Here is a 16,027-nt window from a genome sequence, read left to right on the forward strand (position 1 = left end):
TTAAGAAAGAGACTCAATCATCAATACCATGAAGAATTTCATTACTCCAACAATCATTATTCTGTCTGCATGGGTGCTGTCTGCCTGCACGCAGAACAAAGCATCTGAGATGCAAATAGACAAAAATGTGGTGGCGGTTCGCCTCGACAGTGTTAAGTCAGAGAAGGTGGCCAAGCCGGTTCGCACCAGTGGTTTGGTTTCCTCTGAAACGGAAAGCACGCTGGCGTTCAAAACGGGAGGCATCATTCAGAGAACCTATGTAAAAGTGGGTGATCGGGTAAAAAAGGATCAGCTTCTGGCTTCACTAAACCTTACCGAAATCCAGGCTCAGGTGGTGCAGGCTAAAAATGGCCTTGAAAAAGCCACCAGAGACCTTGAGCGTTTCAAAGGACTGTTGGCTGACTCAGCGGCTACGCTGGAGCAATTCCAAAACATCACCACTGTTTATGAAAATGCAAAGGAGAGCTACAGCATTGTCTCTTATAACCTTACTAACTCCCAAATCAGGGCTGGCTTTGATGGCGTAGTGCTAAAAAAATGGGCCAACGAAGGCGAGATGATCAGTGGTGGCAATCCAGTCTTTTCGCTTAGTGCCAGGAACCAGTCGACCTGGGTGCTAAAGGCGGGTGTGGCCGACAGGGATTGGGCCAGGCTTAACATCGGAGACAAAGCGGTTGTGCATTTCGACCACCTGGGAGACCAGGTCGTTGAAGCTTCCGTCATCAGGTTGGCGCAGGGGGCCGATCCAATGAATGGCACCTATCAGGCGGAACTTCAGCTGGAAGTTGGAAAAGATCAGTTACTAGCCAATGGCCTTGTGGGGAGTGTTGTGATTTCTCCTTCAAAAACCCATCAGGTAAACCTGATACCGATCGAATCGATTATAGAAGGAAACGGCAGCCAGGCTTTTGTTTATGTGCCTGCAAAGGGCAATACGGTTAAAAAGCAGCCTGTGAGCGTTGCCTATTTTACCGAAAAGGATGTGGCTATCAGCAGCGGTCTGGAGCATACTGCTCAGGTAGTTTCGGCTGGATCTGCCTACCTCAATGAGGCGTCAACCATCATGGTAGTTCAATAATTTTTTACGGGAGAGCAAAGAACAACAAAAATGAAGATATCAGAATTCTCAGTAAAAAATTACCAGTTCACCCTTATCGTTTTTGCCATGGTTATAGGGTTAGGGCTGAACTCCCTGTTCAACATGCCCAGAGGTGAAGACCCGGAGTTTGAGTCGCCCAGTTTTGCACTGGTAGTGGTTTATCCTGGCACGAGCCCCGTGGACATGGAAGAGCTTGTGGTTGACCCCATCGAAAAGAAGATGAGCGAGCTGGAGGACGTAAAGAAAATCGTCAGTAATGTAGACGATGGACTGGTAGTGATGCGCATCGACTATAAGTACGAAATTGACCCCGACGATGCCTACCAGGAAGTAATCAGGGAGATGAACACGGTGCAGCAGGAGTTGCCGGCCGACATATTCAGCATAGAAATTCGCAGGTTTACGCCTACAGATGTTAATATTCTGCAAATCGCTTTAGTATCCGAAACAGCTACCTACCGGCAGCTGGAAGCCCAGGCTGACGAATTGAAAGAGCGGCTGGAGGAGGTAAAAGCTTTGAAGAAAGTGGAAGGTTGGGGTTTCCCCGAAACAGCGGTGAAAATCTCGTTGAACCTGGAAAAAATGGCGGCGGCTCACATTCCATTGAACAATGTCCTCGGCGCCATTCAAAGTGAAAATGTAAACATGCCCGGAGGGAGCGTCAACGCTGGTACGAGAAGGTTCAATATCAAAACCAGCGGGAGCTATACCAGCCTGGAGGAGGTGCAAAACACGATAGTTTACTCAGCCGCCGATAAGGTGGTGTACCTGAAGGACATCGCCGACGTGGCTTTTGACTACGAGGAAGAAAACCACCTGACCCGGCTCAACGGCAAGAGAGCAGTGCTTGTGACTGCGGCCCAGAAGGAGGGACAAAACATTTTCAAAGTGCAGGCGGTCTACCAGCCTGTGGTAGATAAGTTTAAGGCAGAGCTCCCATCGAACATGGAGCTGGTTCAAAACTTTGACCAGGCTACCAGCGTCGATCGTCGACTCAGCCGTTTTGTGAAAGATTTCATCATCGCTATCCTTTTAGTGTCAATCACGTTGCTGCCACTTGGTTACAGAGCGGCCATAGTGGTGATGGTTTCTATTCCTCTTTCTCTCGCCATTGGCCTTTTCATGCTCGATACGCTGGGCTACACCATCAATCAGCTGAGCATTGTCGGTCTTATTGTGGCGCTGGGGATTCTGGTTGATGACAGTATCGTGGTAGTGGAGAATATTGAACGGTACCTTCGTGAAGGATATGGTAAAAAAGAGGCCGCCATTGAAGCCACCAAACAGATTGGTCTGGCAGTGGTTGGATGTACGGCTACGTTGATTTTCGCCTTTTTGCCTCTACTTTTCCTCCCTGAGGCGGCTGGCGACTTTATCCGTAACCTGCCCATGGCAGTGGTTACTACGGTGATTGCATCCCTTTTCGTATCGCTCACCATTGTGCCCTTCCTTTCCAGCAGGATATTGAAAACCCACACTTCTTCAGAAGGAAACATTTTTTTCCGTGCTTTGAAAAGATTGATTAGCGGCTCATACTCAAAGTTGCTGGACAAAGCACTCATGCGACCATGGGCTACCCTGGGCATTGCCTTTCTGATCTTTCTGGGTGCGTTGGCTTTGGTGCCATCAGTTGGCTTTAGCTTATTCCCGGCTTCAGAAAAGCCCCAGTTTCTGGTGAATATTGAAACGCCAGTGGGTACCAGCTTGCAGGAGACTGACAATGTGGCCCGGTACGTTGAAAAGGCGCTGGCGGAAGAGCCGACTATTACCTTCTACACTACCAACGTCGGCAAGGGTAATCCGATGATCTACTACAACGTGGTGCCAAAGGCCGAAGCTTCCAATTTCGCACAGTTCTATGTGCAACTCGAAAACGATATCAGGCCAGAAGAGAAAATTAAGACCATCGATGGATTGCGTGAACGCTTTCTATATTACCCCAATGCTAAAATTGAAGTGAAGGACTTCGAGCAAGGTCCCCCAATTGAAGCGCCCATTGCCATCAGAGTGTTTGGAGAAAACCTGGATACTTTAAGGAGCCTGACGCTACAGGTGGAGAAAATATTGAAGGATACTCCGGGAACCATTTATGTGAACAACCCGCTGGCCACTTTGAAAACTGACCTGCGATTCCGTATCAACAAGGACAAGGCGGGCATGCTTGGCGTGCCACTTGCTGAGGTAGATAAGGCTATTCGCATGGCGGTAGCTGGCCTTACCGTTGGTGACTTTACGGACGATAACGGCAAGGAATATAATTTGTTGGTGACCGTGCCGAAAGGCAGCATTACTGACATGTCAGTATTTGACAGGGTGTATGTGAATAGCTACAAAGGAGCATCGGTGCCCCTCAGTCAGCTGGCTTCGCTGGAGTTTGAAACGAGCACCAACCTGGTGAAACACTATGATAAGGAGCGGTTTGCCACGGTGACAGCTTTTGTGGAAAGTAACTACCTGGTGGAAGCCGTAACCCAGGAGGTAGTTGCCGATATGGATCAGTTTGATTTTCCTCAGGGCTACACCTACAAAGCCGCAGGTGAGCAGGAGAGCAAAGAGGAAAGCTTTGGAGGACTCGGTACCATTATTCTTATCACAGCCTTCGGCTTTATGGGCATTCTGGTGCTGGAGTTTGGTACCTTCAAAAGTTCACTGATTGTGCTGTCGGTCATTCCTTTGGGAATTATAGGAGCAATACTCATGCTGTTGATAACAGGCTATACTTTCTCTTTTACAGCCACAGTAGGCTTGATTGCCCTTGTGGGCATAGAAGTGAAAAACTCAATCCTACTTGTTGACTTCACCAATCAGCTAAGAAGGGAAGGTATGGAACTCAATAAGGCCATTCGGGAGGCAGGCGAGGTAAGGTTTGTGCCTATTGTGCTCACCTCACTTACGGCCATTGGTGGTTTGACTCCCCTGGCTTTGGAAGGGAATCCTTTGTACTCGCCGCTCGCTATTGTACTTATTGGCGGATTGATCAGCTCAACGATCCTGTCACGAATTGTGACGCCGGTACTTTATAAATTACTGCCTCCAAGCATTGTGGTGGAGAAGAGGCCAACTCCGGAAGAAGGAATGGGGATGGTGCCAGTACCAGTATAAATCAGGTAAGCCTCCCGGTTCGTCAGAGCCCGGGGGCTTTTTACTAATCCATGAACTCCAAACTCATGGTCAAGCTGGGCCAGAATTTCCACACGTAGTTAGGCTCGCTGATGGTGGCCACTTCCAGGTAGGAGAGTTTGTAGCTATTGAAGTTAGGCGTCCACCAGGCGTTTACGCCTGCACCAATCACAAAGTACATCGACCAATCCATTTTTCTTCCATATACCAGATGGGGATTAAGCATCAGATTGAACGGCTGCTTGTCCACTCCATCAAAATTGACCCACGATACATTGATCCTGTAGTCTTTGAATGCCAATTTTTGAAAGTCGTGTGGGTTGAACAATAAGCCTTTGCTCACACCATAGCCCCAGGCTTGCTTTGGCCAGATCGATTGGTTGCCGGGAATAAAAAAGTTGCGGCTATAGAAAACCGTGTTGGCTATTCTCTCAGAGCCAGTGGCGATTCCAGCGTTAGCCTGAAACGTTTCGTTGGCCCAAACACGACCTGTAATGCGGGGACCAACATTGACCAGTCCAAAGGCCCACCCTCTATTTTCTCCAAAAACGTTGACCAATCCAAATTGATGGCCAGCTGATTCCTTCGACACATTGACGAGGGCAAATTGCAAGCCATTGGATTTTTGAGCCTTGTTGAACAAACCGATTTGGTAGCCGCCCATTCTGTTTGAGAAATTGACAGTACCAAATTGTAGCCCATGGGTTTCGGAATCGACGGAATTGGGACCGTTCATGCTTTTGTTTCTGTTCACCACGCCAATCTGCGCTCCAAAGAGGTCTCCCCGGGCGTAGTTCACAGCTGCCAGCTGCACGCCGGTGACAAAGCGACCTGTGTAATTGAAAAAGCCGGCCGTCTGCAGCCCGTGGAGATTATTGGCCGTCATATTCGCCACACCACTCAGCTGCCAGCCAACAACGCCGCTGCCCGCCATGTTGATGAGAGACGATGCCTGGAAGCCAGTGACCGAGCCGGTAACCAGGTTAGCAAGTCCTGCTGCTTGTATACCAAGAAACGGGGATTTAAGCGCTTCGAGCTCTGCCCTGGTATAGCGTTTTTGCTGCTGCATGTCGCCGCCTACCACATTTAGTACGCCAGCCAGTTGAAAGCCATAGGTATTGCGCTTGCTGAAGTTGGAGAATCCGGCCAACCCAAAAATGTTGCTGCCAGCGGAATAGTCGACAGTAAGGTTGACGGAAATACCGTTGTAAGAATTTCCCGGATTGAGGCCGTTGGTACCAAGGCCCGGGGCCAGCGATACGTTGAAAAGCCGGTATTTAAAAAGTGCCTGGCTTTCCACAAGCTGCGACGGCTCAGCACTAGCCAGCAGCGTATTAGTTGAGTCTTTGGAAGCTTCCGGTTGTCCCATAAAAGCGTAGGGCATTGGTTCGTCAGCATAAACCGGAGTCAGTTGAACGGGCCTTCTTACGTCGGGCATGCTTTCATCGGACTCAGCTTGTTTTTCGATTGGAAAGAAATCGGGGTGTAACCGAAGTGTTGTATATTTTTGCTTGTCAAACAGCGAGTGGGAGGGGATGCTCTTTTTTCTGAAGTTGAGGTCTTTGTAGCCAAATGGCCAATCATAAGGATTCGGAGCAGGTTGCGTCTTAGGTTTGCCCGCTGTCACAGCTTTCGTCTTGTCCTCTGATTTTGGCCTGAGCAGCACGGTGCTGCCACTTATTGTGTATTCCAGGGATGTTTCAATGCTCAGCTTGTCCAGTGCTTCTGTGAGGGAGGCTGCTGTTTCTACGTTGCCTATTTGGCGAGTGGGCAAGAAGTTTTTGCTATAGAGGAAATTTACCTGAAACCGCTTGCTGATGTGCGTAAGAGCGGAATCGATTGAGACAGACTGCCCCATGGCTCTGAATTGAAACAGCATCAGAGCGAGAAAAATCAGGGCCCAGTCTATAAGCCTTTTAGCAACCACTGCCTTTAAGAATCACTTTACCGTTTTGCATTTCGTAGCTAATATTGAGTACGTATTTTAAAGCATCCAGCAGCTGTTCCAGGGTTGGGTGGTCAAATGTACCGCTAAACCGGCAATTGGAGATGACCGCCTCTTCGAAGGCAAACTCAACATCAAAGTATCCTTCTGAATCCTCCAAAAGCTTCTTCAAAGGTGCATCTTCGAACTGGAGCTGCCTGGTCTTCCAGGCAATCAGGTTGGGGTCAAACGACTCAAAACGCCGAATGGTATTTGACTGCTCATCATATACTGCCCTTTCTCCTGCCACCACAAAGACCCGCTCATTCAAATTCCGGTCATGCGATGAAAAAGCGACTTTCCCTTCGCTCACTTCCAGTTCGACTTTGGCTGAGCCGGGGAGCCATCTGAGGTAAAAGGACGTGCCCAACACCTCCGTTGTTGCCTTACCGGTAAACACCTTGAAGGGACTGGCTTCATCCCTTTTCACGTCAAAAAAGGCTTCCCCTTCTAGGTAGACTAATCGGTCTGCAAAACCTTCCTGATATTTCAGACTGCCGCTTTTGTTTAGTGTGACAATGCTGCCGTCGCTGAGGTTGATTATTTTTTGATCAGTTTCAGTTTTGACCTCTACCCACCGAACAGGTTCAGCGTCTTTCGAAAAATAGTTGAAAAACACGTAGCCGAACAAAACAAGCAGGGCCAGTGAAGCTGCAATTTTGGCTGCAAAAAGAAAGGAGTGCCTTCCCTCCAGCTTTTCCAGAGGAAAGGAGGGAGGCGCCACTTTTCTTTCGGACTCAAAGAACCTAAATAAATCCTTTTCAGGATTTAACTGATTATCGCCAGTTTCCAGCAACTTTTCTTCATCCAGCGAAGTTTCGCCGTTGTAGAATTTTTCGAGCAATTCTTTTTGGTCGGTTTTATTGGTATTTTTCATACTGCTCTTTCAGTTTTTTCCTTGCCCTGGAAAGCACCACACGCACATTGTTGGGAGTCATGTCGGCTACTTCGGCAATTTCGTCAATTTCCAACTCTTCCACACCCCTTAGCTGCAGCACAAGCTGCTGGCTCTCAGGTAGCTGCCGGATAAGTTGTCTTACAAGATTCAGATGATCGGAGGCCTCAATTCTATTTTCATCAGTAGAATGTCCGTTGTCGTGAGACGCCTGAAACTCCACCGAATTGCGGCCCTTTTTTTTCAAGTGATCCAGGCACAAATTGCGGGTCATCTTCAACCCAAAAGCTTTTATGTTGTTGTAGTCGGAGACTCGGTCACGCATTTTCCATAGCCGCAGAATGATTTCCTGGGAAATGTCCTCGGCATCTTCATCGTTGTTCATAAGCCACCTGGCAAGCCTGTAGAAGGGCTGCTGCAGTGGTACAATAGCTGATTTAAATTCCTCCCGGGTCATTCGATAAAATGACGACTAACTAATACGATAATTACAGGTTGTTAAAAAGAATTTCTGTTTTGTGCGCACTGAAGGTTATGGATACAGAGCAAACGCATTTAAAACTATTCAACTTTGAAATTCTTCTTTTTTACCCTAATCCGCCGATTGGCGGAAAAGAAGAATTTCAAAGCTGTTACGGCCGGTCAGGCTCACCCTTTAGGGATGGGGTGGAAAAACAGCTTTGAAAATAATTTATCTAATTTGTTTTAAATGCGCTTGTCCTGGTTTTCGATAACGATAGGTTCGGGTTCGATGATGAAAAGTTTTCCAGGAATGCCAGAACTCCTGATAAGCCAGAACCCATTTCAGTTGAGCACCAGAAAGCATGCCACGCACACACTCACCCTTCCAATTCCATTCTGAACCAGTGTTTTTGTCTACTATAAAGTTCGTAGTGTCGCTGAGCGAAAATACCAATGTGTCACGTTCCCAGGCGTGAAACGAAAGACTGTCAGGCTCCAGGGCAATAAGCAGGCTCGTGGAGGAAATGGTGTCGTTGATCAGTCTGGTTTTAATCAATTCATTCCAGTCATAAGCCTTTGCTTTCTCATCCAGCGTCACGCCAATAACCCAGGACTTATCGGCCCACGAAGCCGTATCTCTCCCGGTCAACTTGCTCTCTGAGGTGCCTTCATCGTAGTTTTTTAAATTTTCATACTTCTCCAGAAAGGCTGTGTCGGGTTGAAGCACCAGTGATTCTGGGTATTTATTTAGCCAGGCACCTAGCGCCATTTGTTCGGAAGGAAGCTCGGGGAGGGTGGTGCCTGTAAGTGGCCCTGCAACGGCCTCTCCGTTTACCTGTCGCCACCATGACCGGGTGCGGCTGTCTTCAAACATGGCGTTGAAGTGATCCATGCCAACTAAACGAAATGTTTCAGGAGTCCCATTAACTTCGGGAGAGAAGATGCGTCCCGTTCTACAGACGGTACAATAGGTGACAATAACGGGCGTGCCACCAACTGTGTCTCTCACCTGATGATGGTAACCAATGTTCTCTATGGGGTAAGCTTTGGACTCGCCATTGATTTCTACGCCGAGCACCAGATCAGTCATCTCATAGCCCGTTTGGCTGGCGGGCACAAATGAAACGGTATTGGGTTGGTAGAATATTTTATCAGCCAGCATTCGAAAGTTGACGGCATAAAAAACGCCCAGGTACAGAACTATGAAAGTACCAATCAGCAACTTGACTCTTTTTTTGCCTGTTTTGAGAAAATGCCAGGCAGGATAAGCGATCATTAAAAGCCCCGCTAAGCGAAAATAGCCAATGTTAAAAAACATGAAATAAGCGAAGTCAATACTGTTCATCTGCTGACTCCCAGGAAATGGCATGATGAGGTATACTTTCAATATTTCGGCTACGATAAGCGTAAAAAATCCGAGAACAAGCAGGAGGGTTTTCATAACTGCATCGGTTAATAAAAGCTTTAATTTGATTAACTTAGTTGAACCAAACAAATGTGGCTTTATGCTTAGCGAGTACACTATAGGCGGAAAATGGGTTGAATCCATGACAGACGAGGAGTTTTACACCTTTTGTGTGGAAAACGAGAATATTAAGTTTGAGCGTGAGCCCGATGGTCAAATTGTCATTATGTCACCTACAGGATTCAACACGGGGCGCAGGAATGCCAAAATTATTGTCCAATTGAGTAATTGGAATTCAACGCACAGTTTGGGGGAAGTTGTTGATTCAGATACCGGCTTTTACCTCCCAAACGGGGCTATGCGTAATCCTGACGCTGGCTGGGTTAGTAATGAAAGGTTAGCCTCAATATCCAAAGCTGAACTGGAAAAATTCCCTCACCTCGTGCCAGATTTCATCATAGAGCTGGTGTCAAAGAGTGACTATCCTAAAAACCTCGACGCCAAGATGAAGGAGTGGATTAACAATGGCTGCCGCCTTGGCTGGCTGATTGATCCCTTTAATGAGACTGTGACTATTTACTCTCCCGGCCGGGAACCAGAAGTTATTAAAGGATTTGATAAAAGTGTGAGTGGGGGAGCGGTACTGCCAGGGTTTGAGCTCGATTTGAAGGAATTGAAGGTATAAAAATGGAAACTGGCCTGGTTACCAGTTTCCATTAATTGATCAAAATGAACTTATTCCAGATTTCTGGAAACACCAAGTTCTAACCCCCTCAATTCAGCCAGGCCTCTTAACCTGCCAATGCCAGTGTAGCCAGGGTTGGTTCTTTTGTGCAGGTCGTCCAGCATCTGGTGACCATGATCCGGCCTCATAGGAATCGATACTTTCCGCCTTTTCATCACCTGAACGATTTCCTTCACCACGGCATACATGTCTACGTCGCCATCGAGGTGATCTGCTTCAAAGAAGTTGCCTTCTTCGTCTCGTCTGGTACTACGCAGATGCAGGAAGTGGATGTGGTCGCCCAGCCTCTGCACCATGCCAGGAAGGTCGTTGTCGGGGCGAACGCCGTAGGAGCCCGTGCAGAAGCACAGCCCATTCGCAGGAGATGGAGCTGCGGCAATCAGGTCCAGGGCATCTTGTTCCGTGCTCACAATCCTTGGCAGGCTCAGAATAGGGTATGGGGGATCATCAGGGTGGATGGCCATTTTCAATCCTTCGGCTTCCGCCACAGGTACCACCTGCTGGAGGAAGTAGAAAAGATGTTGTTTCAGTTTGGCCCTGTCAATTCCCTGGTAGGTTTTCAGAGCATTTAGTATCTGAGGCACGGTGAAGCTTTCTTCACTGCCTGGTAAGCCCTGTAGCGCATTGCTGAAAAGCATGTCTTTTTCAGTTTCGGACATCGAGCTGAAACGCTTCTTGGCTTTGCTGATTTCGTCCGCCGTGTAATCTTTCTCGGCGTTGGGCCTTTTGAGCATACAAAGGTCGAAGGCGATGAAGGCTGACTTTTCAAACCTCAGTGCCTTGCTGCCATCGGGCATAGTATAGGCCAGGTCGGTTCGCATCCAGTCGAGGATGGGCATGAAGTTGTAGGTGACGACTTTCAGTCCGCACTTGGCTACGTTCTTAAGGCTTACTTTGTAGTTTTCGATATGCAGCTTGAAGTCGCCTGTATGCTTTTTAATGTCTTCCGACACAGGGAGGCTTTCGATCACTGTCCAGGTAAGACCAGCTGCTTCTACTTCCTTGCGGCGCCTGGTGATTTCTTCCACCGTCCAGATGTCACCAACTGGTACATGATGCAGGGCCGTTACCACGCCCGTGCATCCGGCTTGTCTGATATCTGATAAGCTAACCGGATCTTTGGGCCCGTACCAGCGCATCGTTTGTTCCATTAAGTAGGCCATAACAGTATTTTAGCGTTCAAATGTATTAGGGTGTGAAGATGATAAAATAACGAATAACAAGCTCCAAAAAAGAAGAAAATCCTAACCGCAATGTCAGACTGAGCCTGTCGAAGTCCTGTCGAAGTCCTGTCGAAGCTCCATTTCTCATCATTTACCAGAGCTGTTTTTGGAAAGCTCTTTTAAAGCTCCCCAATCCTGTTTCATAAGGGCTTCTTTTTTAGCCCTGCTCCAACCTTTTATCTGTTTCTCAAAAGCGATGGCCTTGTTGACATCGCCAAAGTGTTCAGTAAACACCAACTCGACTGGCCGTCTTTTGAATGTATATGATTTGGTGTCGTATCCAATTTTATGTTCGTAAAGCAGCCAGTCGATATCATTCGTTACGCCTGTGTAGTAGCTACCGTCAGCACATTTAAGAATATAGACAGTGTATTGATTCATGATACTCGTTTTCTATAACCGCTCTTGTCGCCCTTCGACAGGCTCAGGATGACAAGAGCTACTATTCGATAATAAGTCAACGATCCGCTCAGGATGACAAGAGCTACGATCCGATAATGACCCAACGATCGGCTCAGGATGACAAGAGCTGCTATTCGATAATAAGTCAATGATCGGCTCAGGATGACACTAGCGATAGACTCAGTGTGATAACAGCGGCATCACCTTATTGTCTACCCCCTCCCTGGTGCATAAGGAAACTTCAAGTCCATATAATACTCCAGCGTTTTGTCACTTTTCTCAACGCCTTTTGGTAAAGGCCTTTTCGAGAATGTCTGAAAGTACAGCAGGCAGGAATTTCTCCACCACACCGCTTCCTGCTCCTGAATGGACAGCAGCATATTCACATGGTCCCACCGCTCTTTGTCGACGATAGCCTCCTGCTCTTTCCATTTTTGCTGCATTTGCCTCACCTCGTCAACGCCTTGCTGATAATGAAGAGCGATTTCGTCCCACAGTGTTTTACCCGACTTCATTTTGAAGTCCCAGGGCAAATGGTGAAACCAAAGCAGGTCGATGTCGGGGCAGGTTTTTGGGTCAGCCCAAACTTTCGCTGCCAACGGCGCATATTGCTCGAGTGCATTGCTGCCGGTTGCGGTACGGTCGAAGCCGATGCCTGCCGAGTCGGCCTTGTGATAATAAACAGACGTCCAATCGGCACGAGACATCTTGCTCACCCAGGGGCCTGGCCCGTAGTGATGCCCTGCTCCCATGATGTGGTGCAACCCAAGTGGCGTGCTGTAATTCACTACAGTCTCCCTTGAGGTCAACATCATTCCTCTCATGGTCTCTACGAATGTTGGGTCGTTGGTGAATGTCATTTTGAGCCACTCGTTGGCAATGTGGGCCGAGCTGAGCTCGTGGTTCCACGCAAGGCGACCGAAGGCAAACCAATTGGCTTGATGGAATGGATGCCCCGTCCAGTTGCGGTCGTTGCCAATATTGGTAACGCCTGCAATGCCTGAGATTGCTTGCCCGTCAAGCGTGCCATCTACCACTTTGGCGACCGTGGCCACTCGTACCGGTTCCACCTGGCTGGCAGGAACAGGCGGCCGGTCGGTGGGTCTGGGATTTCTGAGGTCGGGTGCTTTTAGTGATTGAGAGGGAGTTGGGTTTGGACCTTTGGCGTAGGTATCTGCATCAAGGGTTTCTTTGAAAAGTGGAGCGAGGTAGCAGAGGTTAGTGGCCTGGCCAAGGTATTCCTGGGTGATCTGAAACTCTGCCATAATCGGTGTCTTCGGCATGGCACCAAACAAGGGATGGAATGGCTCTCTTGGCTGAAAGTCAATGGCACCGTTTTTTACCTGCACCATCACATTCTTTCTGAAAGTACCGTCCAGTGGCTTGAACTCGTCGTAGGCCTGTTTGGCCCTGTCGACAGGCTGCTCATTGCTATAAACGAATGCCCGCCACATCACGATGCCGCCATGAGGTGCCACTGCATCTGCCAGCATATTAGCGCCGTCGGCATGGCTGCGTCCGTAGTTCTGTGGTCCCGGTTGCCCCTCAGAATTGGCTTTCACCGTGAAGCCGCCGAAGTCGGGGACATAAGTCATAATTTCTGTTACTTTGTCTTTCCACCACTGCCGCACTTTAGGGTCGAGTGGGTCAGCAGTTTCGAGGCCGCCAATTTCTATGGGGGCACTGAAACGGGCGGTGAGGTAGACTTTTAGGCCATATGGGCGGAATACATCTGCCAGCGCCTTTACCTTTTCGAGGTACATAGGAGTGAGCACTACCGCTTTGGCGTTGACGTTGGTAATGGCTGTGCCATTGATGCCAATGGAAGCGCACGCACGGGCGTAGTCCACATAGCGGGGGTCGATATAGCCCGGCAGGAGGTGCCATTTCCAGAGCGAAAACCCAGCATAGCCACGCTCTACAGTCTGATCCAAATTATCCCAGTGATTGAGGATGCGGTGCTGGATTTTTGGCGAGTCAGTGATTGTGAACTCATTATCGAGCGGCTGATGCGTCTGGATCAATCTTAGCAGGTGAAACGTGCCGTAGAGCACGCCCACTTCTGAGTTGGCGGCGATGACCAGCGCATTAATCCCTCTAACCTTCCTGTTAGAGATCAGGTAGCCTTCCTGGCCCACGCTTTTCAGCTCTTCTGTCAGGTTGAGCCCAGCCACAATGCTGGAACCTTCTGGCGTGCCAGCGATGATCCAGCCCGTTTTTCCGAAAGGGCTGCCAAAAGCGATTGGCTTATCGAGAAGTCTCGATAGCCCGTTGTTGAGCTCGGTTTTGATCGCTTCAAGCGTAGGGGAGTAGCCCTCCACTACATAGCCGCTGATTTGTGCCCGATAATTGTCCAGCACAGCCTGGTTCTCTATGGTTTTGTATCGCAGCCACAAATCGTAGCCATCTTCAGCTTGCCCTGCAAAGCTCAACAGTACAAACGTCAGTAGTAGGTAAATTTCTTTTTTCAACTTCACGTTACTTTGTTTTAGAGTTAAATGGAACGGCAGGTAGGCCTGCTCCATTGAATAAATTCGGCTCGCAAGCTTCACACCAGCCGTAGCGAACGGCTGCTGGAGTGGTAACTTTGGCAGACCAGGCAATCAACTGGCTGTCTTTTACTTCCGTTTTTGCTTCAACGAAATTACCATCGGCACCGGCCACCTCTACAAAGCCGGACTCTCCTTTAAACTGAAGCCCCTCTGCATGGCTGAAATTAACACTCACTTTATTTCCTTCAATTGTCATCGACTCATACATCGGGCCGGAATATTCAGTGCCGATGCCATAATCCTTTGCTAAGGCCAACAAAGCGAGCCTTTCTCCAACATCCTTCTTGTTGGCAGGATGAATGTCCGTCGGGTTGCCTACATCCATAATGACGGCCATCCCGGTATTTTCTAACGAAAGCGTACTTGTTTGCGCATCTCTCAGCTGTGCTGCCAGGTCATCATTTCTGCCGTATTTGTAAGGTGCAATTTGCACGAAATAAAAAGGGAAATTGCCCAATCCCCAGGCATCTCTCCAGTTTTTGATCATAGCAGGGAAGAGGGTACGATATACTTCCGCCGCACCTACGTTCGATTCGCCCTGGTACCAAATAGCTCCTTTGATGCCATAAGGTACCAGCGGATTGATCATGGCATTGTACAAGGTGGTGGGAGAGTAGGCTGTCAGCTGCATGGCTGGCTTTTCCGACGGTTCAAGCACATCTTTAGCGATGGGAACAACACTGCCACTGAAAATGCTCTCGGCCACGGGCTTGGCTTTCCATTCACCTTTCAGGCTGATGAGGAATTTGTCAGCAGCTACCGGCCTGATCCCGATATCATCTGAACTGTAAATACCGCCGCCGCCTGCTGTGTCAAACACTTTTACAGCCACCACGTTTGTTCCTTCTTTCAAAAGTCGGTCTGGAATGGCATAGACTCTTGCTTCCTGGTACTTGCCAGTTTCTTCAATCGCCCCAATCTTAGTGCCATTGACATACGTAATGTCCATATCGTCGATACTTCCAAGATACAATTCCAGCGATTTGGAGGATGCTTGCTCTGCCGTTAGCTGAAATGATTTCCTCAACCAGGCCACACCGTCAAAGTTACCCATCCACTGGCTCTCCCAAAGACCGGGCACACTGAGGCTTTTCCATGCGCTGTCATTAAAGTCAGGTGCTTCAAATCCACTGTCGTCGAAAGATACGTTCGCAAATGGATTACTGGCCGAGAGGTCAATGGTTGTCTTTTCCAGCTTGTCGTAGGCTGTTTTTACAGAGTCATAATAAGCGGCATAACCTTGCAGCGTTTTCGATGTGCCTTCATAAGTTGGCACCTTGTCGAGGTAGGCAGCCGTAGTCCAGGCCTGAGCGGGGGTGCCTCCCCAACTGGTATGAATGATGCCAATCGGAACGCCGGTATCAGCATTGAGCTTTTTGGCAAAGAACCAGGCGGTAGCTGAAAAATCACCAGCATTTTGTGGGGTAGCTACTTTCCAGGAACCTGACACAGTATCAAGAGGTGTAAATGAAATGTTTCTCTTCACAGTGAACATCCTTATTTCCGGGTAATTTGCCGCAGCTATTTCGGCTTCGCTGTTGTCGATGGGGTTGTGCGTCCAGCCTTTCAGTGGCATTTCCATATTGGACTGCCCCGATGCTACCCAAACTTCGCCTGAGAAAACATCATTCAGCGTAATCACCGAATCACCTCTGGAAATGGTTAGCTGGAAAGGGCCGCCTGCTTCTGGTGTAAGGAGTTTGGCCTGCCATTTGCCATTCTCGTCGGATATGGCACTGACTTCCTCCCCCCAACTACCTGCCAGCCTCACTTCTGACTTCGGATTGGCAATGCCCCAAATGGCGTTTTCTTTTTTCTGCTGTAGCACCATATGGTCTGAGAACAGGGGTATCAGCTGAAGAACAGGTGGTTCCTGGGTGCATGAGATGGCAATTACGGCCAGCAGAAGTAGTTTAACTTGTTTCATATTATGTAGGTAGGTTCCAAAATATGAAGATAGGATATTCTTCTACAGCTTCACAAACAATGGAGCACAACGGTTAAGAAAGAGAAAGGCAGGCAAATGGGTAAAATATGCTTACAAGGTCAGCGAGCTGTCTTTTGCCAGGAGAGTCAATGAGAAGTATATCCGAACCCTACTATGACTTTTGCTCAATTAAGTAGGTGGCTCTTCATTAGC

11 protein-coding genes are annotated in these 16,027 nt (G+C 48.5%); 3 read left to right on the forward strand and 8 right to left on the reverse strand.

The annotated features are described in order from the left end of the window. Window positions 1-28: 28 nt before the first annotated feature. Window positions 29-1,078, forward strand: coding sequence for an efflux RND transporter periplasmic adaptor subunit (locus RT717_RS08165; protein ID WP_317491244.1), 1,050 nt, complete (start codon window positions 29-31; stop codon window positions 1,076-1,078). 30 nt (window positions 1,079-1,108) lie between these two features. Then, on the forward strand, window positions 1,109-4,201 hold the full coding sequence (locus RT717_RS08170) for an efflux RND transporter permease subunit (RefSeq protein ID WP_317491245.1): 3,093 nt from the start codon (window positions 1,109-1,111) through the stop codon (window positions 4,199-4,201). Between the two features lie 43 nt (window positions 4,202-4,244). Here RT717_RS08170 and RT717_RS08175 read toward each other — a convergent pair whose 3' ends face one another. The 4 genes from RT717_RS08175 to RT717_RS08190 form a co-directional block, all read right to left on the reverse strand. Continuing rightward, window positions 4,245-6,077 (reverse strand): STN domain-containing protein, encoded by a 1,833-nt coding sequence (locus tag RT717_RS08175; RefSeq protein WP_317491246.1) that lies wholly within the window; start codon window positions 6,075-6,077, stop codon window positions 4,245-4,247. Between the two features lie 58 nt (window positions 6,078-6,135). Beyond that, window positions 6,136-7,080: a FecR family protein gene (locus tag RT717_RS08180; protein WP_317491247.1), complete on the reverse strand. Its 945-nt coding sequence runs from the start codon at window positions 7,078-7,080 to the stop codon at window positions 6,136-6,138. Next, on the reverse strand, window positions 7,064-7,555 hold the full coding sequence (locus RT717_RS08185) for an RNA polymerase sigma factor (protein WP_317491248.1): 492 nt from the start codon (window positions 7,553-7,555) through the stop codon (window positions 7,064-7,066). The genes RT717_RS08180 and RT717_RS08185 overlap by 17 nt, the downstream gene beginning before the upstream one ends. Window positions 7,556-7,789: 234 nt before the next feature. Then, a complete protein-coding gene (locus tag RT717_RS08190; protein WP_317491249.1) occupies window positions 7,790-9,001 on the reverse strand; it encodes a DUF3179 domain-containing (seleno)protein in 1,212 nt (403 codons plus the stop codon). Between the two features lie 64 nt (window positions 9,002-9,065). On the opposite strand from RT717_RS08190, the gene RT717_RS08195 reads away from it, so the two are divergent. Continuing rightward, window positions 9,066-9,650, forward strand: coding sequence for a Uma2 family endonuclease (locus tag RT717_RS08195; RefSeq protein ID WP_317491250.1), 585 nt, complete (start codon window positions 9,066-9,068; stop codon window positions 9,648-9,650). 50 nt (window positions 9,651-9,700) lie between these two features. Here RT717_RS08195 and uxuA read toward each other — a convergent pair whose 3' ends face one another. From uxuA to RT717_RS08215, 4 genes are all read right to left on the reverse strand, one after another. Next, window positions 9,701-10,873, reverse strand: coding sequence for a mannonate dehydratase (uxuA, locus tag RT717_RS08200; RefSeq protein ID WP_317491251.1), 1,173 nt, complete (start codon window positions 10,871-10,873; stop codon window positions 9,701-9,703). A gap of 147 nt (window positions 10,874-11,020) precedes the next feature. Then, window positions 11,021-11,314, reverse strand: a complete 294-nt coding sequence (locus RT717_RS08205; protein ID WP_317491252.1) for a GIY-YIG nuclease family protein — start codon at window positions 11,312-11,314, stop codon at window positions 11,021-11,023. 233 nt (window positions 11,315-11,547) lie between these two features. Beyond that, window positions 11,548-13,812: an alpha-glucuronidase family glycosyl hydrolase gene (locus tag RT717_RS08210; RefSeq protein WP_317491253.1), complete on the reverse strand. Its 2,265-nt coding sequence runs from the start codon at window positions 13,810-13,812 to the stop codon at window positions 11,548-11,550. Window position 13,813: 1 nt separating this feature from the next. Further along, entirely contained in the window at window positions 13,814-15,814 is a 2,001-nt protein-coding gene (locus RT717_RS08215; RefSeq protein WP_317491254.1) for a sialate O-acetylesterase, read from the reverse strand. Window positions 15,815-16,027 lie beyond the last annotated feature (213 nt).

This window comes from Imperialibacter roseus (genome assembly GCF_032999765.1).
Classification (GTDB): domain Bacteria; phylum Bacteroidota; class Bacteroidia; order Cytophagales; family Cyclobacteriaceae; genus Imperialibacter; species Imperialibacter roseus.

Bases quoted from the DNA above. Each gene is read 5' to 3' on its own strand.
- RT717_RS08215 (WP_317491254.1), bottom strand. From the start codon at position 15,814: ATGAAACAAGTTAAACTACTTCTGCTGGCCGTAATTGCCATCTCATGC.
- RT717_RS08190 (WP_317491249.1), bottom strand. From the start codon at position 9,001: ATGAAAACCCTCCTGCTTGTTCTCGGATTTTTTACGCTTATCGTAGCC.
- RT717_RS08180 (WP_317491247.1), bottom strand. From the start codon at position 7,080: ATGAAAAATACCAATAAAACCGACCAAAAAGAATTGCTCGAAAAATTC.
- RT717_RS08165 (WP_317491244.1), top strand. From the start codon at position 29: ATGAAGAATTTCATTACTCCAACAATCATTATTCTGTCTGCATGGGTG.
- RT717_RS08195 (WP_317491250.1), top strand. From the start codon at position 9,066: ATGCTTAGCGAGTACACTATAGGCGGAAAATGGGTTGAATCCATGACA.
- RT717_RS08185 (WP_317491248.1), bottom strand. From the start codon at position 7,555: ATGACCCGGGAGGAATTTAAATCAGCTATTGTACCACTGCAGCAGCCC.
- uxuA (WP_317491251.1), bottom strand. From the start codon at position 10,873: ATGGCCTACTTAATGGAACAAACGATGCGCTGGTACGGGCCCAAAGAT.
- RT717_RS08170 (WP_317491245.1), top strand. From the start codon at position 1,109: ATGAAGATATCAGAATTCTCAGTAAAAAATTACCAGTTCACCCTTATC.
- RT717_RS08205 (WP_317491252.1), bottom strand. From the start codon at position 11,314: ATGAATCAATACACTGTCTATATTCTTAAATGTGCTGACGGTAGCTAC.
- RT717_RS08175 (WP_317491246.1), bottom strand. From the start codon at position 6,077: ATGGGGCAGTCTGTCTCAATCGATTCCGCTCTTACGCACATCAGCAAG.